Origin of the sequence: Kocuria sp. WN036, from assembly GCF_002287015.1 — a bacterium.
In the GTDB taxonomy this organism is placed as follows: Bacteria; Actinomycetota; Actinomycetes; order Actinomycetales; family Micrococcaceae; genus Kocuria; species Kocuria rosea.
Genome location: NZ_NSKF01000023.1, coordinates 33,186 through 59,187, shown reverse-complemented (window position 1 = coordinate 59,187; position 26,002 = coordinate 33,186). Strand labels below are relative to the sequence as shown.

Annotated in this window: 24 protein-coding genes; 15 read left to right on the top strand and 9 right to left on the bottom strand. The window is 68.9% G+C overall.

Going from position 1 to position 26,002, the window contains the following annotated elements; translation table 11 throughout:
• The 10 genes from cobA to CK505_RS13835 all read left to right on the top strand — a co-directional run.
• Nucleotides 1-840: uroporphyrinogen-III C-methyltransferase (gene cobA / locus CK505_RS13880; protein ID WP_095651452.1), on the top strand; the 840-nt coding region annotated here is incomplete at its 5' end.
• Complete coding sequence (locus tag CK505_RS13875; protein ID WP_095651451.1) at nucleotides 830-1,681, top strand: uroporphyrinogen-III synthase; 852 nt, start codon at nucleotides 830-832, stop codon at nucleotides 1,679-1,681. The genes cobA and CK505_RS13875, both read left to right, overlap by 11 nt.
• A 647-nt stretch (nucleotides 1,682-2,328) precedes the next feature.
• Nucleotides 2,329-2,625, top strand: coding sequence for a hypothetical protein (locus CK505_RS13870; RefSeq protein WP_095651450.1), 297 nt, complete (start codon nucleotides 2,329-2,331; stop codon nucleotides 2,623-2,625).
• A 10-nt stretch (nucleotides 2,626-2,635) separates the two neighbouring features.
• Nucleotides 2,636-3,976, top strand: a complete 1,341-nt coding sequence (locus CK505_RS13865; protein WP_217987557.1) for a glycosyltransferase — start codon at nucleotides 2,636-2,638, stop codon at nucleotides 3,974-3,976.
• Complete coding sequence (locus CK505_RS13860) at nucleotides 3,973-4,623, top strand: family 16 glycoside hydrolase (RefSeq protein WP_141246830.1); 651 nt, start codon at nucleotides 3,973-3,975, stop codon at nucleotides 4,621-4,623. The genes CK505_RS13865 and CK505_RS13860 overlap by 4 nt, the downstream gene beginning before the upstream one ends.
• Nucleotides 4,624-4,668: 45 nt before the next feature.
• Nucleotides 4,669-5,865: a non-hydrolyzing UDP-N-acetylglucosamine 2-epimerase gene (gene wecB / locus CK505_RS13855; protein WP_217987556.1), complete on the top strand. Its 1,197-nt coding sequence runs from the start codon at nucleotides 4,669-4,671 to the stop codon at nucleotides 5,863-5,865.
• A 76-nt stretch (nucleotides 5,866-5,941) separates the two neighbouring features.
• Nucleotides 5,942-7,723 (top strand): DUF2334 domain-containing protein, encoded by a 1,782-nt coding sequence (locus tag CK505_RS13850; protein WP_095651449.1) that lies wholly within the window; start codon nucleotides 5,942-5,944, stop codon nucleotides 7,721-7,723.
• A gap of 70 nt (nucleotides 7,724-7,793) precedes the next feature.
• Nucleotides 7,794-8,447: a deoxyribose-phosphate aldolase gene (gene deoC, locus CK505_RS13845; protein ID WP_095651448.1), complete on the top strand. Its 654-nt coding sequence runs from the start codon at nucleotides 7,794-7,796 to the stop codon at nucleotides 8,445-8,447.
• A gap of 209 nt (nucleotides 8,448-8,656) precedes the next feature.
• Nucleotides 8,657-9,097 (top strand): hypothetical protein, encoded by a 441-nt coding sequence (locus CK505_RS13840; protein ID WP_095651447.1) that lies wholly within the window; start codon nucleotides 8,657-8,659, stop codon nucleotides 9,095-9,097.
• 177 nt (nucleotides 9,098-9,274) lie between these two features.
• The gene (locus CK505_RS13835) at nucleotides 9,275-9,718 is read left to right on the top strand and encodes a hypothetical protein (RefSeq protein ID WP_095651446.1); all 444 of its coding nucleotides are present in this window, start codon (nucleotides 9,275-9,277) and stop codon (nucleotides 9,716-9,718) included.
• A 119-nt stretch (nucleotides 9,719-9,837) separates the two neighbouring features.
• Here CK505_RS13835 and mfd read toward each other — a convergent pair whose 3' ends face one another.
• Entirely contained in the window at nucleotides 9,838-13,557 is a 3,720-nt protein-coding gene (gene mfd / locus CK505_RS13830) for a transcription-repair coupling factor (protein WP_095651445.1), read from the bottom strand.
• A gap of 210 nt (nucleotides 13,558-13,767) precedes the next feature.
• On the opposite strand from mfd, the gene CK505_RS13825 reads away from it, so the two are divergent.
• Both CK505_RS13825 and CK505_RS13820 read left to right on the top strand, forming a co-directional pair.
• Nucleotides 13,768-14,265 (top strand): DUF2505 domain-containing protein, encoded by a 498-nt coding sequence (locus CK505_RS13825; protein ID WP_095651444.1) that lies wholly within the window; start codon nucleotides 13,768-13,770, stop codon nucleotides 14,263-14,265.
• 156 nt (nucleotides 14,266-14,421) lie between these two features.
• Nucleotides 14,422-16,143, top strand: coding sequence for a glycoside hydrolase family 5 protein (locus CK505_RS13820; RefSeq protein WP_095651443.1), 1,722 nt, complete (start codon nucleotides 14,422-14,424; stop codon nucleotides 16,141-16,143).
• Nucleotides 16,144-16,276: 133 nt separating this feature from the next.
• Here CK505_RS13820 and CK505_RS13815 read toward each other — a convergent pair whose 3' ends face one another.
• The 4 genes from CK505_RS13815 to CK505_RS13800 all read right to left on the bottom strand — a co-directional run bounded on the left by CK505_RS13815 (nucleotide 16,277) and on the right by CK505_RS13800 (nucleotide 19,319).
• The gene (locus CK505_RS13815) at nucleotides 16,277-16,984 is read right to left on the bottom strand and encodes a hypothetical protein (protein ID WP_095651442.1); all 708 of its coding nucleotides are present in this window, start codon (nucleotides 16,982-16,984) and stop codon (nucleotides 16,277-16,279) included.
• Nucleotides 16,981-17,559: an aminoacyl-tRNA hydrolase gene (gene pth, locus CK505_RS13810; RefSeq protein WP_095651441.1), complete on the bottom strand. Its 579-nt coding sequence runs from the start codon at nucleotides 17,557-17,559 to the stop codon at nucleotides 16,981-16,983. Before pth ends, CK505_RS13815 begins: the two co-directional genes overlap by 4 nt.
• A 106-nt stretch (nucleotides 17,560-17,665) precedes the next feature.
• Nucleotides 17,666-18,277: a 50S ribosomal protein L25/general stress protein Ctc gene (locus tag CK505_RS13805; protein ID WP_095651440.1), complete on the bottom strand. Its 612-nt coding sequence runs from the start codon at nucleotides 18,275-18,277 to the stop codon at nucleotides 17,666-17,668.
• Between the two features lie 253 nt (nucleotides 18,278-18,530).
• Nucleotides 18,531-19,319, bottom strand: coding sequence for a WecB/TagA/CpsF family glycosyltransferase (locus CK505_RS13800; protein WP_176475362.1), 789 nt, complete (start codon nucleotides 19,317-19,319; stop codon nucleotides 18,531-18,533).
• Nucleotides 19,320-19,670: 351 nt separating this feature from the next.
• On the opposite strand from CK505_RS13800, the gene CK505_RS13795 reads away from it, so the two are divergent.
• The gene (locus CK505_RS13795; protein WP_095651438.1) at nucleotides 19,671-21,155 is read left to right on the top strand and encodes a sugar transferase; all 1,485 of its coding nucleotides are present in this window, start codon (nucleotides 19,671-19,673) and stop codon (nucleotides 21,153-21,155) included.
• Nucleotides 21,156-21,213: 58 nt separating this feature from the next.
• Here CK505_RS13795 and CK505_RS13790 read toward each other — a convergent pair whose 3' ends face one another.
• The 3 genes from CK505_RS13790 to CK505_RS13780 all read right to left on the bottom strand — a co-directional run bounded on the left by CK505_RS13790 (nucleotide 21,214) and on the right by CK505_RS13780 (nucleotide 23,805).
• Nucleotides 21,214-21,597 carry a hypothetical protein gene (locus tag CK505_RS13790; protein WP_141246828.1) on the bottom strand — a complete coding sequence of 128 codons (384 nt, stop codon included), beginning with the start codon at nucleotides 21,595-21,597 and terminating at the stop codon, nucleotides 21,214-21,216.
• A 35-nt stretch (nucleotides 21,598-21,632) separates the two neighbouring features.
• Nucleotides 21,633-23,348 carry a cell wall metabolism sensor histidine kinase WalK gene (locus CK505_RS13785; protein WP_176475361.1) on the bottom strand — a complete coding sequence of 572 codons (1,716 nt, stop codon included), beginning with the start codon at nucleotides 23,346-23,348 and terminating at the stop codon, nucleotides 21,633-21,635.
• An 88-nt stretch (nucleotides 23,349-23,436) separates the two neighbouring features.
• On the bottom strand, nucleotides 23,437-23,805 hold the full coding sequence (locus CK505_RS13780; protein ID WP_095651435.1) for a hypothetical protein: 369 nt from the start codon (nucleotides 23,803-23,805) through the stop codon (nucleotides 23,437-23,439).
• Between the two features lie 612 nt (nucleotides 23,806-24,417).
• On the opposite strand from CK505_RS13780, the gene CK505_RS18530 reads away from it, so the two are divergent.
• Nucleotides 24,418-24,936 (top strand): hypothetical protein, encoded by a 519-nt coding sequence (locus CK505_RS18530; protein ID WP_176475360.1) that lies wholly within the window; start codon nucleotides 24,418-24,420, stop codon nucleotides 24,934-24,936.
• Between the two features lie 224 nt (nucleotides 24,937-25,160).
• Entirely contained in the window at nucleotides 25,161-25,577 is a 417-nt protein-coding gene (locus tag CK505_RS13770; protein ID WP_095651434.1) for a VOC family protein, read from the top strand.
• A 66-nt stretch (nucleotides 25,578-25,643) separates the two neighbouring features.
• On the opposite strand, the gene CK505_RS13765 is transcribed toward CK505_RS13770, so the two are convergent.
• Nucleotides 25,644-25,997, bottom strand: coding sequence for a hypothetical protein (locus CK505_RS13765; RefSeq protein WP_095651433.1), 354 nt, complete (start codon nucleotides 25,995-25,997; stop codon nucleotides 25,644-25,646).
• Nucleotides 25,998-26,002 lie beyond the last annotated feature (5 nt).

The following is a 26,002-nucleotide window of genomic DNA, read 5'->3' as shown; positions in this document are numbered from 1 at the left end:
GCGCAGCGCTGGCGCGAGGCCCTGGCCGCGGCCGGCGCCAGCGTGCCCGTGGTGCAGGAGCCCGCCGCCCGCACCGGCGGCCGGGTGACCCTGGTCGGCGGCGGCCCCGGCGCGGACGACCTGCTCACCGTGCGCGCCGTGACCGCCCTGCAGGACGCCGACGTGGTGTTCGTCGACCGCCTCGCCCCCGCGGGCGCGGTGGCCGCCGCAGCCCCCGGCGCCGAGATCATCCCGGTCGGCAAGACCCCCGGCCACCACCCGGTCCCGCAGTCGCAGATCCAGGACCTCATGGTGGAGCACGCCCTGGCGGGCCGCTCGGTGGTGCGGCTCAAGGGCGGGGACCCCTACGTCTTCGGCCGCGGCGCCGAGGAGCTCGCCGCGTGCGCCGCCCACGGCATCCCCGTGGACGTGGTCCCGGGCATCACCAGCGCGGTCTCGGTGCCGGGCGCGGCCGGGATCCCCGTGACCTTCCGCGAGGTCTCCCGGATGTTCACGGTCGCCTCCGGGCACGTGCCGTTCTCCGAGGCGGAGCTCGCCCACTTCGCCGGCCTCGGCGCCGGCGGGGGCACCCTGGTGGTGCTCATGGGGGTGGCCACCCTCCCCCACCTCGTGGCCGGCCTGGTCCGCAACGGCGCCGATCCGAACACTCCGCTCGCTGTGGTGGAGCGCGGGTTCACCGACCGGCAGCGCTCCACCATCAGCACGCTCGCCACCGCGGTCGCGGACACCGCGGCGGCGGGCTGCGGCTCGCCCGCCGTCGTCGTCGTCGGCCCCGTGGTCCGCCTGGCGACCGCCGAGCGGGACGCGTTCCTCGCAGAGGTGACCGCCCATGGCTGCTGAGGATCTCCCGCTTGCCGGCCGGGTGGTGGGCGTGACCGCGCACCGGCGCTCCGAGGACCAGATCGCGGCGCTCGAGCGCCGCGGCGCTTTCGTGCTGCACGCCCCCGCGCTGCGCGTGGAGCCGGTCGGCGAGGACGCCGGGCTCGCGGCCGCCTCCCGGGAGATGTTCGAGGCCCGCCCGGACCTCGTGCTGCTGACCACCGGCTACGGCCTGCGCCGCTGGCACGACGCCGCCGTGGCCCAGGGCTTCGACGCGGACCTGCTGCTGTGCCTGCGCGAGGCCGCCGTCTACGTGCGCGGGCCCAAGGGCCGGGGCGCGGTGCGCGGCCTGGGCCTGGAGGACGCCGGGATGTCCGCGGACGAGACCACCGCCGGGCTCGTGGACCTCGTCCTGGCCGAGCACGGCGGGGACCTCACCGGGCGCACCATCGGCCTGCAGCTGCACGGGATCGCCGACGTGGTCCAGCGCCGCCGGCTCACCGACGCCGGGGCCCGCGTGCTCACCGTGACCCCCTACCGGTGGGCCTCCGCCGACGACGCCGGGCAGGTGCCGGTGCTCGTGCGCGAGGCCGCCGCCGGGCGGGTGGACGCCGTGACGTTCACCGCCGCCCCGGCCGTGGACGCGCTGTTCAGCACGGCCGAGGAGCTGGGGCTGCACGAGGAGCTGCTGGCGGCGTTCCGCGGCGGGATGCTCGCCGCGACCGTGGGACCCGTGACGGCCGCGCCGCTGCTGGAGCTCGGGATCGAGCCGCTCGTGCCGGAGCGGTTCCGGATGGGCGCGATGCTCAAGCAGCTCACCGACGCCCTGTCCGGCGGACAGCCCGACGGCGACGGGCGGTAGGCGCCACCGACCGCGGGCGCACCCCGCCCCTGGGCGAGCGCGGGACGATTGCGGGGGCGCGCCAGGACGGGGGTCAGGGGAACCGGGGGTATCCCGACGCACCCCTGCGACCGCTCGGCAACCGCCAAGGCCGCAGGTCAGGCGGACATTTTGTTCGCCGTGCACCGAATGTAGCAGATCACACCGGATTAGCGAACACTTTCCTGATGTAATTGTGTCGGAATGGTCACGGCCCGAACGTCACCGGCCTCCACGGGCATCCAGCAGTACACCCACCCGGCCACCGATGGTCGACGCACCACCCATGCCGCCCTCCCCGGCGCCTTTACGGAGTGCAACAAGCCGTCATCTGTCGACGAACCTTCAGATGTCAATAATCTGGCTTCGCCTCGGTACCCCCGGGGCCTGTCCCCCAAGCGGTCCACAAATAGAGACCGACCACCGATCGTGGCCAGGCAAATAGAAGCGTTTTCAACGTTCGGCCAAATAGCGTTTGCGATTGTAACTCCCCGAGGTGGGCTTCACGCCCACAACGGCTTTGCGGAGGTATCGGGATTCTGAAAGGCTAATTCTGGTCGGTCGCCTTGGGGAAGGAGATCGACCGGCGCGTCGGGGGGACGGGTCAGCCTTTCTCAGGGGAGTTTCTCATGCCGATCTTTTTTGTCATGCCTATGAGTACTATTTCCGTCGCGGAATCGGCACAGTCGTTTCTGCAGAGCGGAAGTCGTGTCTTACTCATGATCGCCATGGCGCTGTTCCTGGCCTATCTGCTGTTCATGCTGAGTGCGGTGACGATTTCCGGCGCCATCACCAAGGTGAATGCGTTGCGTCGTCCCCTCACCACCGAGCCCAGGGCTACTGTGACGTCCCTTCCGCTGCCTCTCGATGACGGCTGGGGAAACCGACTGGTTCCGGGCCCCGATGAGCGCGCCATGAGCGCCTGAGCTTTCCGACATGATCATGCTCTTCGGAGAGCGGATCGACTTGATCCTGGCTCTCGCCGTCCTGTTGGTCTCACTCAGCGTGCTGTACGGCATGACGCTTCTCGTACTTTCCCGTTTTGAACCCCGGCACGCGCGGGCACGCCGACGTCAGGTGTCGAACATGCGGGACGACAAGACCGTCGTGTTCGTCGTTCCGTGCCTGAACGAGGATCGCGTTCTCGGGGCCAGCCTCGACCGTCTCGCGAGTCTCGAGCATCCGCGTGTGCACATTCTGGTGATCGACGACGGCTCCGACGACGACACAGCCGCCATCGTCCAATCACATCCTGACCCGCGGGTACACCTCTTCCAGCGAACCTTGCCCGAGGCACGCCAAGGCAAGGGGGAGGCCTTGAACGCCGCGATCCAACATCTGCGGACCAGCGATCTGATCGCCGGCACACCGCACTCGGACGTGGTCGTCTGCGTCATGGACGCAGACGGGCGACTAGATTCCCATGCTCTTCGTGACGTGATGCCGCTCTTCTTGGACGACCGGCTCGGTGCGGCCCAGATCGGCGTCCGTATCAACAACCGGCACCAAAGCCTGTTGGCTCGTATGCAGGATCTGGAGTTCGTGCTCTACACACACGTCTTCCAGCGTGGGCGACGTCATCTCAAGAGCGTCGGACTCGGTGGCAACGGTCAATTCGTCCGACTCTCCGCCCTCAACGGGCTGGGAGAGTCACCGTGGTCGCGCAGCCTCACGGAAGACCTCGACCTGGGTGTGCGGCTCCTCATCGATGGATGGGAGACGGAGTTCTGTTCGACGTCGTCGGTGCACCAGCAAGGACTCGTGGACATCAAACGATGGGTGAAGCAGCGGACGCGCTGGTTCCAGGGACACCTGCAGTCCTGGGGCCTGGTCCCCTGGGTGCTCCGCGACCTCACCGGCACACGGCGGGCCGACCTGGTGTACCACCTGACCAGTCCGTTTCTCCTGCTGATCACGTCATTCCTCAGTGTGGCCTTCGCCCTGTGGGCATTCGACGTCATCCTCGGGATCGTGGTGGGCGACGCCGTCGTCTCACAGTGGTGGATCTCGGCCTATCTCGTCGCATTCGGGCCGGCCCTCCTGTTCGGTCTCGTGTACTGGTCCCAAGAACGGCACCACGGCCTGCGAGCGCCGACTGCCGTGCTCCTGATGCACGCGTACGTGCTCTACGCGACGCTGTGGTATCTCGCAGGATGGAAGGCGGCCTACAGAGCGGCGCGTGGGCACAACGGTTGGTCGAAGACTGAACGTATCGTCGAGAACAAAGCCCAGGTCGACTCGTCGGCGAAGGAGCTCACCACCGAGGTGCGCGCATGAGGAAACCCGTACGAATCGTTCTAGCACTCGGGATACTTGCTCTGGTCGCCGTGGCGGGGGTCAACAACATGTGGCGTATACAACCGTGGTCCGACGGCGAGACCCATGGCCAGTGGGCCGCTCTCTACACCGGCTACGGACGTGTTGTGGGCTCGGACAAGCAGGTGGTCCTGGAACCGAACGCCGCTGCATCACCTGACATCACCCATGGATCGTTGGTGCACACCACGCGGGCCTATGAGGACGCTGATTTCGCCATCACGATGAAGACGGAGGAACAACTCCGGCAGGGCGACCCGAATGTGTGGGAAGTGGGCTGGGTTCTCTGGAACTTCAAGGACAACGACCACTTCTATGCCGTCGCGCTCAAGCCCAACGGGTGGGAGATCTCGAAACAGGACCCGGCCTATCCCGGGAGTCAGCGATTCCTCGCAACCGGTGACGACCGGACCTTCCCTGTCGGTCAGGCGTACCGGGTCGAGGTCGAGCAGGACTGGCCGCGCATGACCGTGCGCGTCGACGGCCGAGAACTGACCACCATCGTCGATGACGAGCGGCCGTACCGCGGCGGCGCCATCGGCCTGTACACCGAGGACGCCCGCGTCCGATTCCAGGACCTGGAAGTCAACGACAGCACGAACGCGTGATATCCGCTGCATCAGCGCGGACCCATTGATGGATCAGGAGCAACCATGTCCAGTACGTCCCCCAGCAAGCCCATCACCATCATGGCGATCTATGGCACTCGTCCAGAGGGCATCAAGATGGCCCCTCTCGTCCTCGCGCTCCGCGACGATCCGCGCTTCGAAGTGCGCGTAGTCGTCACGGGACAGCACAGGGAGATGCTCGACCAGGTGAACCAGAGCTTCGGCATCGTCCCCGACAGCGACCTCGACATCCATGCGCCTGGGCAGAGCCTGACGCAGATCAGCAATCGCACGCTGGAAGGCCTCACAGAGGTTCTGAAAAAGGACCGCCCCGATGCCGTTCTCGTACAAGGAGACACTTCTACCACCTTCGTAGGCGCCTTGGCCGCCTTCTACGCGGAGATCCCCGTGGTCCACACGGAGGCAGGACTGCGGACGGGCAACAAGTACTCCCCGTTTCCCGAAGAGATCAACCGCCGGCTGACCGGGCAGATCGCCAGCCTGCACCTGGCTCCGACGGCGGCGAGCCGAGAGAACCTCCTGAAGGAGAACATCGATGCGTCGACCATCGTGGTCACCGGCAACTCTGTCATCGATGCTCTGCTCATCACCGTGGCTTCACTGCCCCGGATTGAGGACCCGGCTCTGGCGGAGCGCCTCGCAGAGGGACGACCCATGGTCCTCGTGACCGCGCATCGGCGCGAGTCGTGGGGTAAGCCTCTCGAGGCTGTCGGCAGAGCGATAGCAGCACTGGCTCGACGGCATCCCGATCACGACTTCGTCTTCCCCGCGCACCGTAATCCTCTGGTTCGCGATGCAATCCGGCCGGCCGTTCAAGATGTGAAGAACGTCCTGATGACGGAGCCTCTTCCCTACGCACAGTTCTGCGCCCTGCTCGAACGGGCGTCCATCATCCTCACCGACAGCGGAGGCGTCCAGGAGGAGGGCCCGTCCCTCGGCAAGCCGGTTCTCGTCATGAGGGAGACCACTGAGCGTCCGGAAGCCGTTGTTGCCGGGGCCGTCAAGCTCGTGGGCACCGACGAAGAGGTGATCGTGCGAGAGGTCTCGACACTCATCACGGATCAGGACGAGTACAGCCGCATGGCCAGGGCTCTCAATCCCTACGGTGACGGACGCGCTGCGGAGCGCACCGTGCGCGCCCTGGCTCGACACTTTGGGTTCGACGATCTCGTAGAGGAGTTCACCTACGAACCCCAGTTCGCTGCGTCAACCACCAGCTGATCCATATCAGATACTGCACGCCGAGCTCCCCGGGCCGTTCCACTGGGGTCCCGGGGAGCCTCGCTGAGGAGATTTCATGAGCAAGCCCTTCCAGCTGACGAGACGCGGGCGAGTCGAGTGGTTCGTCGGTCTGGCCGCCCTGCTGGCCGTGTCCGTCGGAACTGTCTTCGGTCTCACCGACGACACCCTGGTTGAGGGGGAAGGCTCTCCTCTGGCGCAGCAGTATGCAGCCGAGGCGAAGGAGGGCCCAGATGCTCGTGCTGGGGAAGCGGTATTCGATCGTCGATTCGGGCAGACCGGAAAGATGTCCACCTTGGTCCTCTACGACAACACCGGTGAGACGTCCGACGACGCTGAAATGTATGCCGTGGCAACGGCCAATCTGGCGACGCACTTCGGTGAAGCAGAGATCCAGCCGGTGGCTGACTATGCAGCGAACACGATGGAGTCATTCGACGCCGTCATCTACATCGGGACCGACTTCGCGGCCTCCCCTCCTCGAGGTTTCCTCGACGATGTCCGTGAAGGCGGGATACCGGTGATGTGGGTCGACCAGAACATCGACGACCTCGCAGGGTGGGAGGCTGGCAGTTCGGCCGCGTTCGTCGATCAGTACGGTTGGGACCCGCACAAGTCCCTCACGGTGGACAGCGGTCTGGTGAGGACAGTCGTGTACAAGGACCGTGAGGTGTCCCGCACAGCCGAGGGCGTTGCGGAACTCGCGGCCCCGGTCATCGAGGCTGACGAGGCCGTGGAGGTTCTCGCGACCTCCCAGTGCCGGAACGACGACGGAGCGACGCAGTGCAGTCCGGAGCAGCGTGTGCCGTCCAGTGAAGCCCCGTGGGCGATTCGCTCCGGAAACCTCACCTATGTCGCGGAGATTCCTCTGGACTACATCGACGTGAACGATGTCTACCTCATCTACTCCGACTTGTTCTACGACCTTCTGGCCCCGGAGACGCCTGAAGTGAAGCAGGCCGCAGTGCGGCTCGAGGATGTCGGCCCGGAGGCGGACCCGCAGGACCTCCGTGCCGTGGCCGATTATCTGCACGGGGTCGGCGTGCCTTTCCAGGTTGCAGTGATGCCGATCCACGTCGCACGAACGCCGGATGGAGACGACTGGTACGGGCTGAGCCTGCTGGATCGTCCTGAGGTGGTGGACGCCCTCAAATACATGCAGGAGCGGGGAGGGACGTTGATTCAGCACGGAACGACCCATCAGTTCGGGGCGGCCGACAACCCTTACAGCGGGCGCACCGGCGAGGACTACGAGTTCTATCGATACGGCTGCAGCACGACGGCACAAGAACCGTATGAATTCGGCAAGTGCAAGAACGACTCCTACATCCGCCAGATCGGACCCGTGGCCGAGGACAGCGTGGAGCAGCATGTCGCCCGGATTGAGCAGGGTCGTCAGGTCATGAAGGATGCTGGTCTGGGTGAACCGGTGATCTTCGAAACTCCGCACTACGCCGCCTCAGTCAACGCATACGCCGCCATATCCGAGGTCTACGATGCCCGCTACGAGCAGTCGGACTACTTCGCGGGCATACTGTCGCAGAAGCCCAGCGAGCCCGGGAAGGCCTACAGCCAGCATTTCCCCTACACCGTCCATGACATCTACGGGGCCAAGGTCTACCCCGAGAACTTGGGGAACATCACCGAGACCGAGCAGAACAACCACGCCGTCCGTGATCCGAAGTTCCTCGTCTCCCGTGCCGAAGCGAACCTGGTGGTGCGCGAGTCAACGGCCAGCTTCTTCTTCCACCCCTATCTCGATCTGGAGTACTTGAAGAAGACGGTGCAGGGCCTCAAGGACCTCGGATTCGAGTTCGTGCAGGTGTCCGAACTCAAGTGAGCCAGCTCAAGGCGTCGTTGGATCGCCGGTAGGCTGGGCGCGACCCGCCCGCCCTGTCGAAAGGCCGCCCGTGACCACCCCCCAGCTCGCCTTCTACGTCGACCACACGCTGCTCAAGCCGGAGGCGTCCCGCGAGCAGATTGCCACCCTGTGCGCGGAGGCGAGGCAGTACGGCTTCGCCTCGGTGTGCACCAACCCGCTGTGGACGCCGTTCGTGCGGGAGCAGCTCGCGGGCAGCGACGTGCTGACCTGCGCCGTGGTCGGCTTCCCGCTGGGCGCGTCCGCAACGGAGGTCAAGGCCTTCGAGACCGCGACGGCCGTGGCCGCCGGGGCCGACGAGATCGACGTGGTCATCGACATCGCCGCCGCCCGCGCCGGCGAGCGCGAACGGGTCGAGGCCGATGTGCGCGCGGTCGCCGAGGCCGCCCACCAGGGCGGGGCCCGGCTCAAGGTGATCATCGAGACGTGCCTGCTGACCGACGAGCAGAAGGTCCTCGCCTGCGAGGCCGCCGTGGCCGCCGGCGCGGACTACGTGAAGACCTCCACGGGCTTCTCGACCGCCGGGGCCACCGTGGCGGACGTCCGGCTGATGCGCGCCACCGTGGGCCCGGACATCGGGGTCAAGGCCTCCGGGGGGATTCGCACCCGCGAGGATGCCCTGGCGATGATCGAGGCCGGCGCCTCCCGGATCGGCGCCAGCAGCGGTCCCGCCCTCCTCGGCTGAGTGCACCGCCCACTGGTCGACGGAGCGCGCCCGGTCCTCCCCGGCGGAGCGCTCCAGGCGCCGCCCGGCCGCAGCGACCGGGCTTTATCGCGTCCTCATCGGGGCCCGCCGCGCCCTCCGCCGCGGGCCGCGCCCGAGCGACTAGACTGGCCCCGAACGCCCCGCGGCCGCCGTGGCCGGCCGCTCCCATCGTCAGAAGGATTGGATCCATGGCCAACCGAGCCCAGTCGTCCACCAGCACCGCGGCGGACGCGACGCCCAGCGGCCGCAGCGGCGGCGCCACCGTCCGCTCCCACTCGGGCCAGGGACGCACGGTCAACAACCTGATCTTCCTCGTCCTGTGCATGGCGATCATGATCGGCAGCTTCATCGCCTTCGCCAGCTACCCGAACAGCCCGCTGATCTGGTTCATCGGCCTGGGCCTATACGCCCTGGCGCTGCTGATCCCCGTGAGCCTCCTCCAGAACAGCACCGCGAAGAAGGCCGAGGGCGGGCGCACCATCCTCATGCACGTCCCGCCGAGCACGGAGGTCGCCGGCGAGCCGACCACCGCGGCGGCCTTCCCGGACCCGCCCCGCAACATCGGCACCCGGGACGCCGAGGTCCGCGCCGAGCACAAGAACGACGCCCTGGGCAAGGCGACCCAGTAGCCCGCCCCGCACGACGACGCACGGCCCCCTCCCGCACCCGCAGGAGGGGGCCGTTGGCATTGCGGACGAGGCGGTCGCGCGGAGCATCTGGGCGTCGGTCGGTGCGACTAGACTGGCCGGGAATGCTTCGCGGCCGCCCGTGACCGGCCGCCTCCCACCGCCAGAAGGGTTAGATCCATGGCCAACAGAGCCCAGTCCTCCACCAGCGCCTCGGCGGACGCGTCGACCGGCCGCAGCGGCGACGCCACCGTGCGCTCGCACTCCGGCCAAGGACGCACGGTCAACAACCTCGTGTTCCTCGCGCTGTGCATGGCCATCATGATCGGCAGCTTCATCGCTTTCGCCAGCTACCCCAACAGCCCGCTGATCTGGATCCTCGGCCTGGGTCTCTACGCCCTGGCCCTGCTCATCCCGGTGGGTATCCTGCAGAACAGCACCGCCAAGAAGGCCTTCGGCGGCCGCACGGTCCTCATGGACGTCCCCTCCTCGACCGAGGTCCCCGCCATGGGCCAGGGCCGCACCGCCGCCGCGTTCGACGACGGCCCCCGCGACGCCCGCGAGCGCGACGCCAGGACCGCGGCCGTCCACCACGGCGACAAGTACGGCAAGAACGTCGAGTAGGGCCGCGCCGGGTCCGACGACGACCTGACGACCGCTCGCACCGCAAAGGTCCCCTCCCACTGCGGGAGGGGACCTTTTCCGTGCCCGGTGGACCGGACGGCGGCCGCCGCGCCGACGGATCAGGCCGTGGCCGGCTCCTTCGCGAAGACCGCCTCGACCACGCCGCGGGCCCAGGCGAGCACCGCGCCGTCCACGAGGTCCTTGCCGCCGATCCGCTCGGTCTTGGGCTTGGGGATGAGCACCTGGAAGGTGTCGGTGCCGGGCACCGCCTTGACCTGCGCGCCCGGGTAGAGGCGGGTGAGCCGCATCTGCCGGGACTCGGGGAGGTCGGCCGGGGCGAAGCGGACCATGTTGCCCTGCGCCGCGACGTCGGTGAGACCGGCGGCGCGGGCGGTCACCCGGAAGCGGGCGACCTCGAGCAGGTTCTGCACGGGCTCGGGCACCTCGCCGTAGCGGTCCACGAGCTCGTCGGCGACCTCCTGGATCGCCTCCTCCGTGGCGGCATTGGCGAGGTTGCGGTAGGCCTCCAGGCGCAGCCGCTCCCCCGGGACGTAGTCGTGCGGCAGGTAGGCGTTGACCGGCAGCTCGATCTTCATCTCGGTGGGCCGCTCGTCCTCCTCGCCGCGGTACTCGGCGACGGCCTCGCCCACGAGGCGCAGGTACATGTCGAAGCCCACCCCGGCGATGTGCCCGGACTGCTCCCCGCCCAGCAGGTTGCCGGCGCCGCGGATCTCGAGGTCCTTGACGGCCAGTTGCATGCCGGCGCCGAGCTCGTTGTGGGCGGCGACGGCCTTGAGCCGCTCCAGCGCCGTCTCGGAGAGCGGCTTCTCGGCCTGGTAGAGGAAGTAGGCGTAGGCCCGTTCCCGGCCGCGGCCCACGCGCCCGCGCAGCTGGTGGAGCTGCGAGAGACCGTAGCGGTCCGCGCCGTCGACGATCAGGGTGTTGGCGTTGGCGATGTCCAGGCCGGTCTCCACGATGGTGGTGCACACCAGGACGTCGAACTTCTTCTCCCAGAAGTCCACGATGATCTGCTCGAGCCTGGACTCGGACATCTGCCCGTGCGCCACGGCGATCCGCGCCTCGGGCACGAGCTCGGCGATCTCCTTTGCCTTGCGCTCGATCGAGGACACCCGGTTGTGGATGTAGAAGACCTGGCCCTCGCGCATGAGCTCGCGGCGGACGGCGGCGGAGACCTGCTTGTCGGTGTAGGCGCCCACGTAGGTGAGCACGGGGTGACGCTCCTCCGGTGGGGTGGCCAGGGTGGAGGTCTCGCGGATGCCGGTCAGCGACATCTCCAGGGTGCGCGGGATCGGGGTCGCGGACATCGCCAGCACGTCCACGTTGGTCCGCATCGCCTTGAGCTTCTCCTTGTGCTCCACGCCGAAGCGCTGCTCCTCGTCGATGACCACGAGGCCGAGGTCCTTGAACTGCACCTCCTTGGACAGCAGCCGGTGGGTGCCGATCACCACGTCCACGGACCCGTCCTTCAGCCCGGCGAGCGTCTCCTTGGTCTCCTTGGCGGTCTGGAACCGGGAGAGCGCGGCCAGGCGCACCGGGAAGCCGGAGAAGCGCTCGGTGAACGTCTCGGCGTGCTGCTGGGCCAGCAGCGTGGTGGGCACGAGCACGGCGACCTGCTTGCCGTCCTGCACGGCCTTGAACGCCGCGCGCACCGCCACCTCGGTCTTGCCGTAGCCCACGTCCCCGGAGATCAGCCGGTCCATGGGGACCTCCCGCTCCATGTCCGCCTTGACCTCGTCGATGGTGGTCAGCTGGTCCGGCGTCTCGATGTAGGGGAACGCCTCCTCGAGCTCGCGCTGCCACGGGGTGTCCTCCGCGAAGGCGTGCCCGCGGGAGGCCATCCGCGCCGAGTACAGGCGGATCAGCTCGTTGGCGATGTCCCGGACAGCCTTCTTGGCGGCGCGCTTGGTCTTGTTCCAGTCCGTCCCGCCCATCTTGGACAGGGTGGGGGTCTCGCCGCCCACGTAGTTGGTGACCTGGTCCAGCTGGTCGGTGGGCACGAACAGGCGGTCCCGCGGGCCGTTGCGCTTGGACGGCGCGTACTCGAGCACCAGGTACTCGCGCACGGGCTTGGGCTGGCCGGGCTTGATCATCGCCCCGGCGATGGGCCGCTGGATGAGCTCCACGAACTGGCCGATGCCGTGTTGCTCGTGCACCACGAAGTCGCCCTGGCTCAGCGCCAGGGGGTCCACGGCGTTGCGCTTGCGCCGCACCGGGAGCTTGCGCATGTCCTTGGTGGTGTACGGGCTCGCCTTGCCTAGCAGGTCCGCCTCGGTGAGCAGCACGATCCGCGGCCCGTCCAGGGCGAAGCCCTTGCCGGCCACGGCGGTGGTGAGCTCCACGATCCCGGGCTGCGGCTGCTCGGCGAGGGTCTCGCGGCGGGCGGCGGGGATCCCGGCCTCGTGCAGCAGCTCCGCGATCCGGGTCAGCGGGCCGGGTCCTTCCGTGACGGCGACGACGCGCCAGCCGTCCGCCACCCGCCCCTGCAGGAACTCGAGCATCGCCTCGACGTCCCCGTGGAAGCCCAGCGGGTCCCGGGCGGCCACGGTGAGGGTGTCCGCGTCCGAGTCGATGAGGGCGATGTCCTCCGCGGCGGTGTCCGCGTCCACGTCCTGACCGGCCACCGCGTTGACGTTGAGCGCGGTGACGGCCCACCAGCCGAGACCGGTCCCCAGCGCGGTGGCCCGGGCCTCGGCGAGGGTCTGGAAGGACCCGGAGGCCAGGGTGCGGCCCTCGCCGTCGTCGTTCCGGACGACGTGCTCGGCGGAGGTGATGTCGATGGGCGCGGACTGCCCGTCCGAGGCGGAGTCCCACGCGGCGAGGAGGAACTCCTCGTTGGTGGCCACGAGGTCGTGGGCACGGGTGCGGACCTTCTCCGGCTCCATGACCACCACGAGCGAGCCGGGCGGGAGCAGGGAGAGCACGGGCACCAGGCCGTCCACCAGCAGCGGCGCGAGGGACTCCATGCCCTCCACGTAGATGCCGCCGGCGATCCGCTCCAGCATCGACTCCGCGCCGGGCAGGGAGTCCTTGAGCTTCGCGGCCCGGGACATCACGGACGGGGTGATGAGCACCTCGCGGCACGGCGGGGCCACGAGCCGCTCCGGGTGGTCACCGGTGGTCAAGGTGCGCTGGTCGGCCACGGCGAACCAGCGCAGCTCGTCGACCTCGTCCCCGAAGAACTCGATGCGCACCGGGTGGTCCTCGACCGGCGAGAACACGTCGATGATCCCGCCGCGCACGGCGAACTCACCCCGCCGGGTGACCATGTCCACCCGGGCGTAGGCGGCCTCGGCGAGCGAGGTCACGGCGGCGTCGAAGTCGAGCTCCTCGCCCCGGGCGAAGCGCACCGGGGCCATGTCCCCCAGGCCTTCGACGACGGGCTGGAGCACGGAGCGGACCGGGGCCGTGACCACGCGCAGCGGGCGCTCGGCGTCCTTGCCGGCCAGCCGGCGCAGCACGTCCAGGCGGCGGCCCACAGTGTCGGAGCGGGGCGAGAGCCGTTCGTGCGGCAGGGTCTCCCACGCCGGGAACTCCGCGACCTCCTCAACCGGCAGGTACGCACCCAGGGCTGCTGCGAGGTCCTCGGACTCGCGGCCGGTCGCGGTCACGGCCAGGAGCACCGGAGCGCGGGAGTCCGCCGGTGCGGGGGCGTCGTCGAGGGCGCCGCGCAGCTGGGCCGTGAGCACCGCGCGCATCCCGTCCGGGGCGCTGATCACGGTCTCGGCGCTGCGCTCCCCCGGCGGCAGGCCGGCCTGGATGCGGAGATTGGCGAAGGAACGCTCCGCCCCGAGGGCGGCGAGCAGTCCGGACAAGGTCATGGGTGAGCAGTCTCCTGGGACGCTGAGTGGGGTGCTGGTGGAGCACAGAGGCTGTCGGAGCCAACGTTCGCGGGTCCCAGCTTACTCCCGGCCACCGACAGGGCCCCGTCCGGACCCCACCGTCCCGCCCACAGCCCGGGCCGCGGGCGCCCGCCTACCATGGGAGCACGCAACCGCCGCTGCCGATCCGCCGCTACCGAGGAGTCCTCCATGGCCGTCACCGCCTCCACCACCGTCCCCGCTCCCCTCGACCAGGTCGTGGTGACCTTCACAGACGAGGAGTTCATCCGGCACGTGACCCACCGCGCCGGGGCCACCCTGGACTCGGTGGAGGTCGCCGGAGACGTCGAGGCACAGTTCGCCGTGACCACGGTGCGGACCATGGCCGCGGACCGGCTGCCGGAGATGGCCCGGAAGTTCGTGGGCTCCTCGGTGCAGCTCACCCAGGTGGACACCTACCACACCCCGGACGCGGACGGGATCCGGATCGTGCGCACCGAGATCTCCGTGGGCGCCCTGCCGGTCTCGGGCTCCGCCACCCAGACCCTCACCCCGCAGGGCGGGTCCACCGACGTGCACGTGCACTGCGTGGTCAAGGCCAACATCCCGTTCGTCGGCAAGATGGTCGCCGAAGCCGCCGAGCCGTTCATCGGCAAGGCCCTGTCCCTGCAGTCCCAGGAGGCCGAGGCCTGGCTCGCGAACCGCTGAGTCCAGCCGGTGGGTCGGCTGCCCGAAAAGCAGCCACATGCTTGTCGTATTCGCGGACTTGGCACCGTAGCTCGTCAGGCGAGACGTGACTTGTGACGCATTGAGCAGGAGGCTCCTGTGCCTGTCCCCCCATCGAGACCGCCTCACCCCTGTGGGATGACGGTACGGCTCACCCGGCTGAAGATAATGCTCGGGGTTGTAATCCTGGTGTGCTCCGGATGCACCATCGATCTGGGAGACAGCAGTCCTGCCCCAGAGAGCGATGTGCGCACAGGGTTCGTGCGAGCAGAAGGCCGGGGCTTGGTAGTCGATGGACAGCCCACGCGTCTCAAGGCCGTCAACTTCACCAACGAGTACGAACTGGACATCGTGCCCAACGAGCTGCTGACATCCGGCCACCATTCCGAACGTGACTACGAGCGCGTGAAGGACCTGGGGTTCGACAGCATCCGTTTCGCGTTCAAGGGTGACTGGTACATGGAGGACCCGGATTCGTTCTGGGCGTGGCTGGACCAGAACGTGGAGTGGGCCCGGCAGCACGGTGTCCGGCTGATCCTCGACCTCCACATTCCCATCGGCGGCTATTGGCTGGGGTCCAGCACCGGCGCCGCCGACTTCGACATGTGGACCGACGACGAACTCCGACAGCAGAACATCGATCTTTGGGCGAGCATCGCGAAGCGCTACCGCGAGGAGCCTGCCGTCGCGGCCTACGACCTGCTGAATGAGCCGGTGACGATTGATTCGAGCGGCGAGCAGTGGCGGAGTCTCGCACAGGACATCGCTGATGCGATCCGGTCGGTGGACCAGAACCACCTTCTGGTGGTCGGCGCCGTTTACGGTATGGACGGCGCGTTCGACCCGGAGGGAGCGAAACGTCATCTGCTCGTGGACGATGACAACGTCATGTACGACTTCCACTTCTACGACCCCTACCGGTACACGCACCAGTTCGCGTCGTGGGTGCCGACGCTCCGGGACGGCGGCCGCTATCCCGATCCCGATCACCTGGTCCCGACCACTCCGCCACGGGTGCTGAAGGGTAACCGCATCGGCACGCCATCCCTGCCGACTGGGACGACCAGCTGGACGGAGTTCGACAGCGGCAAGGTCACCCTCGACGAACGCGCCGCCACGGCAGCTTCTCCTCAGATCGTGGTGGAGGGCGGAATGAGCGGGACCGTTCACATCGACAGCATCAGAGTCACGGAGTACGACCCCTCTGGGGTCGAAATCCGCGAGGTCCTCCAAGATCAACTGACCGGGGACAGCACCACCACGTGGTTCCCATGGACGGGCCAAGACGGTGGATTATCGTCCGTGAAGCACACGAGGGAGTCCTCGGGGCATCATGACGACGCCAGCCTGTCGATCAGTGGAACGGTGACGTCCGGAGCTGGTTGGAGCAGCAGCGAGAATCTGTTCACGGTGGTGCCCGGCAATCAATATCGCATTCAGGGATACATGCGCGGTGACGAGGTGACCGGGCTCGAGGGTAGAACTCCCCGGGTGGGACTCCAGTTGGAGCTCTACGGTGAACAACCCGACGCGCCGGGAGACGGCTTCATGGCGCGCGACATCGAGTATGTCGACCAGATCATGGCGGAGAATCTCCGGTTCGGCGCCGAGCACAAGGTTCCGATGTCGGTGCTCGAGTTCGGTGCGGTCCGGCATGTCTTCGAGATCGACGGCAAAGGCGGCGATCAGTGGGTCAGCGACGTGCTGACCCTGTTGCGGAAGTACGACCTCAGCTTCGCCTATTGGGAGTACCACGGCCCGGAAATGGGCATCTACCTGGACCTGGACGGCGAAGAAGGTGAACCGAACGACGCACTACAGGAGACCCTGCGGCGCGAACTGCTCACGGACGATGACTGATGCCCGCCAAACAGCGCCTCGGACGAACACGGACGCACGATCCGAAGCAGAGGTCCGTGGCAGCCAGCGCCTCCTGTCCCGGCGTTGATCTCGGCACGACCGCGGAACGCGTCCGGCACAACGCGGACGCGCGCTACTGGGACGCCGCGCTCCAGTGCACCGTCCGGACGAGCAGGAGCGTCATGGTCAGCACCTTCACCGTGATCCGCGCCATTGCCGCGACCTCGCCCCAGGGACCGTCGAAGAGTCCGGGGCGGACGGCGCCCACCAGGACGTAGCCCACGGCGACGAGCACGAAGGGCACCACGGTGGCCAGCAGCGCCCAGGACTCGGTGCGCACGCGAGCTCCGCTCCGGCGGTGCAGGTAGACCAGCCCACCCACGAGCAGGAGTCCGGACACCGCCCAGAACAGCAGGCCGCCGAGCTCCTGGGCGGTGGTCGCGCTCAGGGAAGGCAGCAGCCGGTCCAGGGCGAGGCGGGCGCCCACCCGCTCGTGGATCCGGAAGAGGTCGTCGGCGATCAGCAGCAGGAAGATGCAGCCCCACGCGGCGAGCACCCGGTGCGCCGAGTCGCGTAGGCCCAGGCGAAGAAGGAGGACGGCGGCGGCGCCGAGCTGGAGCAGCCCGAAGAGCTCCATCAGGGAGCCGTCGATCCCGCCGTTCCAGAGGGCGCTCGAGCGGAAGAGAGAAAACGAGCCGCCATTCGGATCCAGGACGAACCCGCTGCGGTGGAGGACGTGCGCGGTCAGCAGCAGGGCGTTGACCACCATGACCGCCCCGGCGATCCGCACGGGCCGGGACGCTGCGGCCTCACGCGTCCACAGCACCCGGGCGGGAATCACCGCGCGTGGAACTTCTGCTGCGCCTCGAGGAGTCCGTTCTCGACGAGGTGCTCCACCGCGTCGGCGGCGTCGTCGAGCAGGAAGGGCAGCTCCTTGCCCTCGGTGGAGGAAAACGGCTTGAGCACGTAGGAGGCCGCGTCCATCCGGCCCGGCGGGCGGCCCACGCCCACGCGCACCCGGTAGTAGTCCTTGGTGGACAGGGCCTTGGACATGTCCCGCAGGCCGTTGTGCCCGCCCTCTCCCCCGCCGATCTTCAGTTTGAGGGCGGCGAAGGGGATGTCGATCTCGTCGTGCACGGCAATGACCCGCTCGGCGGGGATGCCGTAGAACTTGGCGAGGCCGGCCACGGGCCCGCCGGAGGTGTTCATGTAGGTCATGGGCTTGGCCAGCACCACCCGCGGGCCGCCCGGGCGCAGCCGGGACTCCAGGACCTGGGCCCGGGTCTTGTGCACCTTGAAGGTGCCGCCGAGCCGGGAGGCGAGCTCGTCGAGGACCATCTGCCCCACGTTGTGCCGGGTCCGGGCGTACTCGGGCCCGGGGTTGCCCAGTCCCACGACCAGCCATGCGTCGGACATCGGTGCCTCCATCGAAGTGGTGAAGAGTGCGGTCATGCGAAGTGCGGGGCGGCTCGCAAGCCGCCCCGCACTTCGAGGATCACGTGGATCGGGTGAGCGGTGAGGCTCAGGCCTCGTTCTCGGCGACGACGTCGCCCTCGGGGGCCTCGGTCTCGCCCTCGGTGTCGCCGAGGTCCTGGGCCTGGGGCTCGGAGACGTTGATGACCAGCAGCTCCGGGTCGGAGACCATGGCCACGCCCTCGGGCAGGCGCACGTCGGCGGCGTAGACGTGGTCGCCCACGCCGTGGCCGTCGAGGTTGATGGTGACGGAGTCGGGCACGTTCAGGGCGTCGGCCTCGACGGTGAGGGTGTTCTCCTCGACGTTGTGCACGGCGGTCGGGTCGACCTCACCGATGACGTGGACGGGGATCTCGACCTCGACCTTCTCGCCGCGGCGCACGGCGAGCAGGTCGATGTGCAGGATCTCCGGGCGAGTGGCGTGGCGCTGGATGTCCTTGACCATGACCAGCTGTGTGCTGCCCTCGACGTCGAGCTCGAGCACGGCGTTGGAGTGACGCACGGCGAGCATGGTCTCGTGGCCGGGGATGATCACGTGCTGCGGCTCGGCGCCGTGGCCGTAGACGACCGCGGGGATCTGGTCGTTGTTGCGGATGCGGCGGGCGTAGCCCTTGCCGAAGTCGCTGCGCGTGGTGGCCGGGATGCGGATGGTGTCAGCCATGGGAACTCCTCGAAGTCGGGTCTGTCGTCTGAATGGCCAGGCGATACCGGCCGCAGACCCTCCCCCGTCGTCTGGACTCCGGGCGACGCGCCTCGCGGGGCGCCGCACCGGTGGGGGCGGGAACGTTCAACCAGCCGTCGTCGATCACGGGACCCGTAGGGATCCCCTCGCCTTGGCAACCGCACAAGGCTAGCACGACCCACGAAACCCGACGGGCCCGGACGGATGTCCCGGGCCCTCGCGACGGGTCGGCTCAGGCGACCGCACCCCGCCGGACCGCCTTGGCCGCCAGGAGGTAGGCCAGGATCCACGGCTCGACGACGTACCGGTGGCCCAGCCGCTTTGGCTGCGTCACGAGCCGGTACGCCCACTCCAGCCCGATCGGCCCGAGCCAGCGCGGCGGCGGCTTCTGGATGCCGGCGTACTCGTCGATCCCGCCGCCGACGGCCGCGTAGATCGCCGTGGGCAGCTCCTCCCAGCGCCGGCTCAGGAACTCCTCCTGCAGCGGCATGCCCAGGCCCACGATCACGAAATCCGGCCGGAACTCCTGGAGGGACCGGACGATGTGGTCCTCGAGCACGGGGTTCCATCCCTCCCCCGGCCAGCCCTCGATCCGCCCGGCGGACGCGTCCCGCCGGAGCAGGTCCACCGTGCGGGCGTTGCCGGCGGAGGTCGCGCCGACGACGGCGACACGCCGCACCGGGGTGCGACCCATCAGGCCGGGCAGCCAGTCCAGGGTGCCGAGGCGGTGCCGCTTGGCGCTGAGGTCGCGCCCGGACCGCCACTTGGCCAGCTTCAGGACGGGAAAGCCGTCCGTCAGCACCACGTCCGCCTTCTCGTAGAAGGCCCGGAACGTCGGATTGACCTCCCATGTGTAGAGACTGTGCAGATTGTGGGCCAGGACGGCGGCCTTGCGCCGCTCCTGCCACGTGGCCGAGATCCACCGGTGCAGCTCCTCGGCGTCCATCGGCGTCACGCGGACACCGCTGACCGGGATCTCGATCGGGTCCGTGCTGCGGTCACGGGACTGGTGCTTCAACATGCGAACTCCCCCTGTGCTGCGCCTCTGCGGCGCCTGGCTCCCCCGCCGGGACCCGGGAACCGGGCCGGCCTCTCGAACAGGAAGTGCCGTCCGTGGTGCGGCGGGATCCCCCCGGATACCGCCGGCGGACCGGCACCCCTGCAGCGCACGTCTCGCGACCACCAGCCCTGGGGACCGGCGAACATGCGCTTGCATTTACGCTAGCAAAGAGAGCGGAGCATCAGCCCCTCAGGACTGTCCCCTGTTAAGCACCTGTTTACATCGATGTGCACTTGTAAAGTCATCGATGGGGGCCGGAACCACGCCGGGGGGCGTAGGAGGAGTGTTCCGGCCCCCGCACACTCGGGGGGAGTGACCAACGTGCTCAAGAAGAACATGTCCGTGCGACCTGCCGCCTGGCGGGAGACCCACATCAGGAGTCTGCGCCAGGTGGACGCGGCGGCACTGGCCGCCACGCTCGTGCTGACGCAGCTGCTGCGGTTCGGCCTCGACCAGGAGGCCCTGGAGCTCGGCCGGCTCACCGTGCCCTACTGGCTGGTGGGCGCCGTGCTCGGCGCCGCCTGGTGGGGCTGGCTGGAACTGCGGGGCGCCCGCGACGTGCGCCTGATCGGCTACGCCGTGGAGGAGAACCGCCAGGTGGTCTCCGCCACGCTGGTGCTCTTCGGCGCCCTGGCGATCCTGTCCTACGTGCTGAACGTGCCGATGGCCCGCAGCTACGTGGTGATCGCCCTGCCGCTGGGCACGCTCCTGCTGCTGGCGGGTCGCGGCCTGGTGCGGCGGGGGCTGACCCGCCGCCGGCTGGCCGGCGAGGCGATGTCCCGGACCCTGGTGGTCGGGCGCGTGCCGGGGGTCGTGGAGATGCTCAAGTCCCTGCAGCAGAACCCCGCCGCGGGCTTCGATCCGGTGGCGGTCTACGCGCCGTCGTCGTCCCGGGTCCTGCCGCACCACCTGGCCCGGGTGCCGATGCCTCAGAACATGCTGCCGGCCGGGGAGGCGCCCAGCGTGGAGGGGATCGTGGCCGCGTGCCGCGCCCACCGGATCGAGACCTTGGTGATGGCCGCGTCCGCGCCGCTGAGCTCGGAGGAGGTCCGGCACCTGTCCTGGTACCTGGCCGACGAGCGCATCCGCCTGGTCCTGGACACCGGGCTCACCGACATCGCCGGCCCGCGCATCCACACCCAGCAGATGGCCGGCCTGCCACTGATCCACGTCTCCACCCCGCGGCTGAGCCGGTCCCGGCGGATGCTCAAGCGCTCGGTCGACGTCATCGGGGCGCTCACCGCGCTGGTGGCCCTGTCCCCCGTGATGCTCGTGCTCGCCGCGATCGTCAAGGCCCACGACGGCGGGCCCGTGCTCTTCGCCCAGGAGCGCACCGGCCTGGACGGGACGACCTTCAGGATGCTGAAGTTCCGCTCCATGTACTCCGACGCCGAGGAGCGCAAGGCCGAGCTCATGGCCGCCAACGACGCCAAGGGCGGAGTGCTGTTCTTCATGGCCAACGACCCCCGGGTCACCACCCCGGGGCGGTGGATGCGCAAGTACAGCCTCGACGAGCTCCCGCAGTTCCTCAACGTCCTCAAGGGCGAGATGTCGCTGGTGGGCCCGCGCCCGCCGCTGCCCTCGGAGGTCGCCCAGTACGAGGAGCACGTCCACCGCCGGCTGCGGGTCAAGCCCGGCATCACCGGGCTGTGGCAGGTCTCGGGCCGGGACGACCTGGACTGGGAGCAGGCCGTGCGCCTGGACCTCTACTACGTGGAGAACTGGTCCCCGGTCCAGGACTTCGTGATCCTGCTGCGCACCGTCAAGGCCGTGGTCGCCAAGGAAGGCGCCCACTGACGCGCTTTCCTCCGCCGGGCCGTCTCATCGGCCGGCTCGTCCGGTCGGCACCGCGCGATCACGCCGGGGAGAGCAGGTGCTGCAGTCCGTACATCACGGCGACCAGCGCGAGGAGCCCAGGCAAATAGGTGTCGTCCGCCCACGGAGCCTGCACCCCGGCCATCGTCGCCCCGGAGCTCATCACCGCCGCACCGGCCAACAGCCCAGCCACGGCGGGCAGGACCACCGTGCGCAGCGCGATGCGCCAGCCGCGCCGCACGCCGGTGGCCACGCTGAAGACGGCGTAGAGCACCGCGAAGAGTCCCAGCACCGCCGGTGCCGTCGGCACGCCGAGGCCCTCGAGCACGAATAGCGCGAGCACCAGTCCTACCGGCACGGCAACCACCGCCCACCACGGCGGGCCGCCGAAGAAGGCGCGAGAACCGGTGGCGGGACGGGACATAGAACACCTCGGGGAGTTCGACGACGGAACAGCGGCTACTCCACCGTAGCCACACCGGAGGCCCCTGCCCCACCGACGAAAGTCTGAGTTCGGGCACTGCCGGCGACCGGGACGGCCCCGCGCGCTGAGGTCATCGGCAGCGCCAGGGTGAACACGGTGCCCTCGCCCAGGGTGCTGTGGCAGGTCAGAGTGCCGCGGTGCTGCTCGATGATGGCCCTGCTTAAGGCGAGCCCGATGCCCAGGCCCGGGGTGGTGCTCATCCGGGCCGTGGCGCCGCGGTAGAACTTCTCGAACACCCGGCGGACGTCCTCCGGGGACATGCCGTGGCCGTGGTCGATCACCTGCACCTGGGCGGTGTCGCTCAGCTGGGTGCCCAGCACGAACACCGTTCTGTTCGCGGGCGAGTACTTGATGGCGTTGGAGATGAGGTTGTCCAGGACCTGGCGCATGCGCACGGGGTCGCAGTCGACCACCAGGGTGTCCGGCGCCCAGGCCTTCACGACGATCCCGGCCCGATCGGCGTGTGGCTGGGCGGCCTCGGTGGACTGCTCGAGCAGCGCCACGAGATCCGCGGGGACGATATGCAGATCGGCGGCGTCCCGGTGGGAGTTCAGGAGGTCGTCGACCAGGCTCAGCAGCTGGTCGGCGTTGCGCTCGATCACCTCCAGACCGGTCTGCGCGGAGCCGGGCAGCCGGTCGTCCATGGCCAGCAGCTCCGTGTAGCCGCGGATGGACGTCAGCGGAGTGCGCAGCTCGTGGGAGATGCCGGCCACGAACTCGTCCTTGGCCTGCAGGGCGTCCACGAGTTCGGTGACGTCGCTGAAGGACAGCACGGATCCCTCCGCCTGCCCGTGCTCGTCGCGCATGACGCGGGCGGTCACGGACAGCACCTGCTGAGCGGGGGGCTCCCCCACCCGCACCAGGTCCGCGGAGAAGGACTCCCCCGCCACCGCGCGGGCGATCGGCCGGGCCGTGGAGGACAAGGGGGCGCCTGCCCCGTCGTACAGCACCGGGATCGCCGAGGACGACGACGTGCGCACCAGGCGCTGCTGGGCGTGGGCGTGCAGGTGCCCGTTGTTGGTGAGCAGCGGCCGGCCGGCCTCGTCCAGAGCCAGGACCCCAACGTCCACCGAGTCCAGCACGGTGCTGAGCAGGCGCTCCCGGCGGGCGCCGGCAGCCAGCAGGTGGCGCAGCTGCGCATCCTTGGCCTCGGTGCTGTTGGTCAGGATCTGGGCCATGGTGCCGATGGCCAGCATCATCAACGGGATCAGCAAGGGACTGCCCAGGGCCGTGAGGGTGACCGGCCCGGGGCGCAGCAGCAGCGGCACCCACAGCATCGCCACGGTCAGCAGCGCCCCCAGCGGGGCGGCCGCCCGGGGCAGCTGCGCGGAGGCGACCAGCCAGAGCACCGGTAGCGCCGCCAGGAACGGCACGCCGAGCACCTGCGGGAACAGGCCCTCGAACAGGAGGCCGATCGGCACGAAGTCCAGCACCGGGATCACGAGGTAGGACCGGTAGGGCAGTCGGTCCCAGGGGATCAGGGCGCAGGCCAGCGTCAGGACGAGGGTCAGTCCGCCGGCCCACCGCACCAGGGGGTCGGCCAGCAGGGGTGCCTGGACGACCGCGAGGACCAGGATGAGCAGGAACGTGGTGACGGCCTGGGGCAGCTGGCTCACCACCACCCGCCCGCGCAGGGACAGCTCGTGGAACTGCCACGGGACCGGTGAGGGGTGGGCTGCGAGGGGGTCCACGGCGAGGCTCTTCCGACGGCGAGGGGCGCCACCCCGGGGGTAGGTGACCATCGCAAATGCTAGCGCGTCGGACCTGCCATGGGACCGCTCAGGCGGCCGGGATCAGCGCGCCGTCGGCCGCACCAGGGCTCTCGGGTTCGAGGAGCACCGCTCGGCCCACCTCGTGGTCGGCCACCACGGACACGAGATCCACCCCGTGGAAACCGATGATCCGTCCGTGGCTGATGTCCGCCTCGTGCTCGGTGTCCAGCAGGCAGGAGGGGACCAGCTCGACCAGGACCCGGTAGTCCGCCCACACGTAGGTGTGCCCGGGGACACGCCGGCCTTCGGTCATGGACTCCAGCACGGCCTCGAGACCGGGGTCGTGGCCGGAGGGCAGCTGGTAGGAGTACAGACGGGCCCACTCCACCGCCCCGGCGGGAGTGGTGGCGGTGAGGATGCTGAGGGTCACGGTCATCGTGGGATTCCTTCCGGGACGCTGCGTGGACCGGCGGAAGCACCTGCCCTCCCCCAGCCTCCGTGAGCTGAGTAACAGAGGCGTGTCCCGCACCTGCCAGCTTCCCGTGCCTTCGGCGCCCTGCGCGGGCGGTCGGACTGGAAACCCATGGATCAGTACTGGTGGGAAGGCGGGTGAACCCAGTGGAGCCGTCACAAAGAGCGCCGAACCGTCATAGTACTGATGGTCGCCGGGGTCCTCAGTGGGACGCGTGGAGTCCACCTGTCACACCACCGGGGGCATTCGGTTGCAGTGGTCAGCGGATGTTCGGGTATCCCACAAACCATCGATGACGTGCAGGAATGCGGGTGACTTACCGGTCACTAACCAGCGAGTGCCTTGAGGTGCGGGCCGTCCTGTGGACCCGCCCAGGTCACCCCGTTGAGGGAGAAAGAGGGCCCGGCAGAACATTGCCATATTGCCGTTTGCCCTAGTCGGACTCTTGATCCCCGCGCAAATCCCCTTCTACGGTGGTGTCACCCGGTTCTAAGGGAAGGCCTATCTCACAGGCCTGGACACATTCTCTTTCGCGCGCATGGCGGCTTCTTCGTCATGCCCTTTATAGGGGACACCATGAACGATCTGCACAAGACTCTCGCCGGTGCGGCCATCGCGGCCGCCCTCCTCGGAGGCTCACTGGGTACGCCTGCGTTCGCAGGCGGGGACTATGACCGCGAGTCTAAGGGTGATCACGAAGACAAATCCAGTAATGACCACGAGAAGGATGAGAAGGACGACGACGAGAAGGGCGACGACGAGTACGACGTCAAGAACTGGTTCCACGACGAGAACGAGAACGGCGACAAGGACGACGACGAGAAGTACCACCACGAGCACGTCTGGCAGTACGACGGCAAGCACTGGTTCCACGATGAGAACGAGAACGGCGACAAGGACGACGACGAGAAGTACCACCACGAGTACACCTGGGAGTACGACGACAAGGCCGACGACGACGAGGAAGAGGACGACGAGAAGACGGACGACAAGGCTGACGAGGACGAAGACGAGAAGACGGACGACAAGGCTGACGAGGACGAAGACGAGGACAAGGACAAGAAGGACCACCACGCTCACGCCTGGAAGCACTGAGACCAGGACGACGGGGGCAGCCAGGGCGTTCCCCTCATGAGACGCAGGAGCGCCCCACCCGTTGCGCGGGTGGGGCGCTCCTCCGTCACCGAGCTGGCGGATGCGGCCCTGGAGCCGGAGCCGGGTACTGCTCGGGCGGAGGCTCTGCTCCACCCCGTGCACGGCCTCATCGCGGTCGCCCAGTGCCTACTGTGGGAGGTGAGGACGAGGGAAAGGGATGACGGATGAGCGACTACCCGCACTTGCAGACCACCGTGCTGGACGCGACGGACGTCCGGGGGCTGGCGGAGTTCTATCGGAAATTGCTGGGCTTGCAGTACCGGCCCGGGGACGAGCCGCCGGCGGACGGTTCCGCAAACGACCACGACTGGCTGGTCCTCACGAACGCGGACGGTGCACGGCAGCTGGCGTTCCAGGCCGTCCCCGCCCTGCCCCGGGTGACGTGGCCCGACGCCTCGGGCGTCGCGCAGCAGCTGCACCTGGACCTGACCGTTCAGGACTCGGAAGCGCTTGAGCTCCAGCGGGAACGGGCCCTCGAGTTGGGCGCCGAGCAGCTGCTCGATCGCGCCGACGACCCGGACGAACCGCTGTACGTGTTCGCCGATCCCGCCGGGCACCCGTTCTGCATCTTCGTCGCGTAGGCGCGGACAGAACTCCACCGCAGAGCCGGGCCGGGCCGCTGCCGCTCTGACTGGCAGGCTGTGCCGTCAGAGGCCGGGACGAGGAGCGTTCCTGGCGAGAGTGATCGCGGCGGCGGCCGCGTGGACCTCGTCGCGGTCCACGAACGGCACCCGGCTCCCTCGCGGGCCGATCTCCATCCACTGCTCGTGCCCCCTGCCGTTGAGCACCACCGTGCCGTCCGGTCCGGCCGTCTCGAGGGCGAAGCGGATGGCCTCCCGCCGGGTCGGCAGCTCGTAAACCTCGGGCACGGGCAGACCCGCGGACCGCCGCGCCTCCACCGCGAGGCGGACGCCCCGCATCACCGCGGCGCGGATGGCGGCCGGGTCCTCGGTCCGGGGGTTGTCGTCCGTCACCAGGACCACGTCGGCGCCGGACTCCACGGCCG

What these genes read in the sequence shown, in the direction of transcription:
- CK505_RS13870 (WP_095651450.1), top strand. Translation starts at nt 2,329, where the DNA reads ATGCCGATCTTTTTTGTCATGCCTATGAGTACTATTTCCGTCGCGGAA.
- CK505_RS13770 (WP_095651434.1), top strand. Translation starts at nt 25,161, where the DNA reads ATGAGCGACTACCCGCACTTGCAGACCACCGTGCTGGACGCGACGGAC.
- CK505_RS13875 (WP_095651451.1), top strand. Translation starts at nt 830, where the DNA reads ATGGCTGCTGAGGATCTCCCGCTTGCCGGCCGGGTGGTGGGCGTGACC.
- pth (WP_095651441.1), bottom strand. Translation starts at nt 17,559, where the DNA reads ATGTCCGACGCATGGCTGGTCGTGGGACTGGGCAACCCCGGGCCCGAG.
- CK505_RS18530 (WP_176475360.1), top strand. Translation starts at nt 24,418, where the DNA reads ATGAACGATCTGCACAAGACTCTCGCCGGTGCGGCCATCGCGGCCGCC.
- CK505_RS13850 (WP_095651449.1), top strand. Translation starts at nt 5,942, where the DNA reads ATGAGCAAGCCCTTCCAGCTGACGAGACGCGGGCGAGTCGAGTGGTTC.
- CK505_RS13835 (WP_095651446.1), top strand. Translation starts at nt 9,275, where the DNA reads ATGGCCAACAGAGCCCAGTCCTCCACCAGCGCCTCGGCGGACGCGTCG.
- CK505_RS13820 (WP_095651443.1), top strand. Translation starts at nt 14,422, where the DNA reads ATGACGGTACGGCTCACCCGGCTGAAGATAATGCTCGGGGTTGTAATC.
- CK505_RS13790 (WP_141246828.1), bottom strand. Translation starts at nt 21,597, where the DNA reads ATGTCCCGTCCCGCCACCGGTTCTCGCGCCTTCTTCGGCGGCCCGCCG.
- CK505_RS13800 (WP_176475362.1), bottom strand. Translation starts at nt 19,319, where the DNA reads ATGTTGAAGCACCAGTCCCGTGACCGCAGCACGGACCCGATCGAGATC.
- CK505_RS13865 (WP_217987557.1), top strand. Translation starts at nt 2,636, where the DNA reads ATGATCATGCTCTTCGGAGAGCGGATCGACTTGATCCTGGCTCTCGCC.
- CK505_RS13805 (WP_095651440.1), bottom strand. Translation starts at nt 18,277, where the DNA reads ATGGCTGACACCATCCGCATCCCGGCCACCACGCGCAGCGACTTCGGC.
- wecB (WP_217987556.1), top strand. Translation starts at nt 4,669, where the DNA reads ATGTCCAGTACGTCCCCCAGCAAGCCCATCACCATCATGGCGATCTAT.
- mfd (WP_095651445.1), bottom strand. Translation starts at nt 13,557, where the DNA reads ATGACCTTGTCCGGACTGCTCGCCGCCCTCGGGGCGGAGCGTTCCTTC.
- CK505_RS13780 (WP_095651435.1), bottom strand. Translation starts at nt 23,805, where the DNA reads ATGACCGTGACCCTCAGCATCCTCACCGCCACCACTCCCGCCGGGGCG.
- CK505_RS13860 (WP_141246830.1), top strand. Translation starts at nt 3,973, where the DNA reads ATGAGGAAACCCGTACGAATCGTTCTAGCACTCGGGATACTTGCTCTG.
- CK505_RS13840 (WP_095651447.1), top strand. Translation starts at nt 8,657, where the DNA reads ATGGCCAACCGAGCCCAGTCGTCCACCAGCACCGCGGCGGACGCGACG.
- CK505_RS13825 (WP_095651444.1), top strand. Translation starts at nt 13,768, where the DNA reads ATGGCCGTCACCGCCTCCACCACCGTCCCCGCTCCCCTCGACCAGGTC.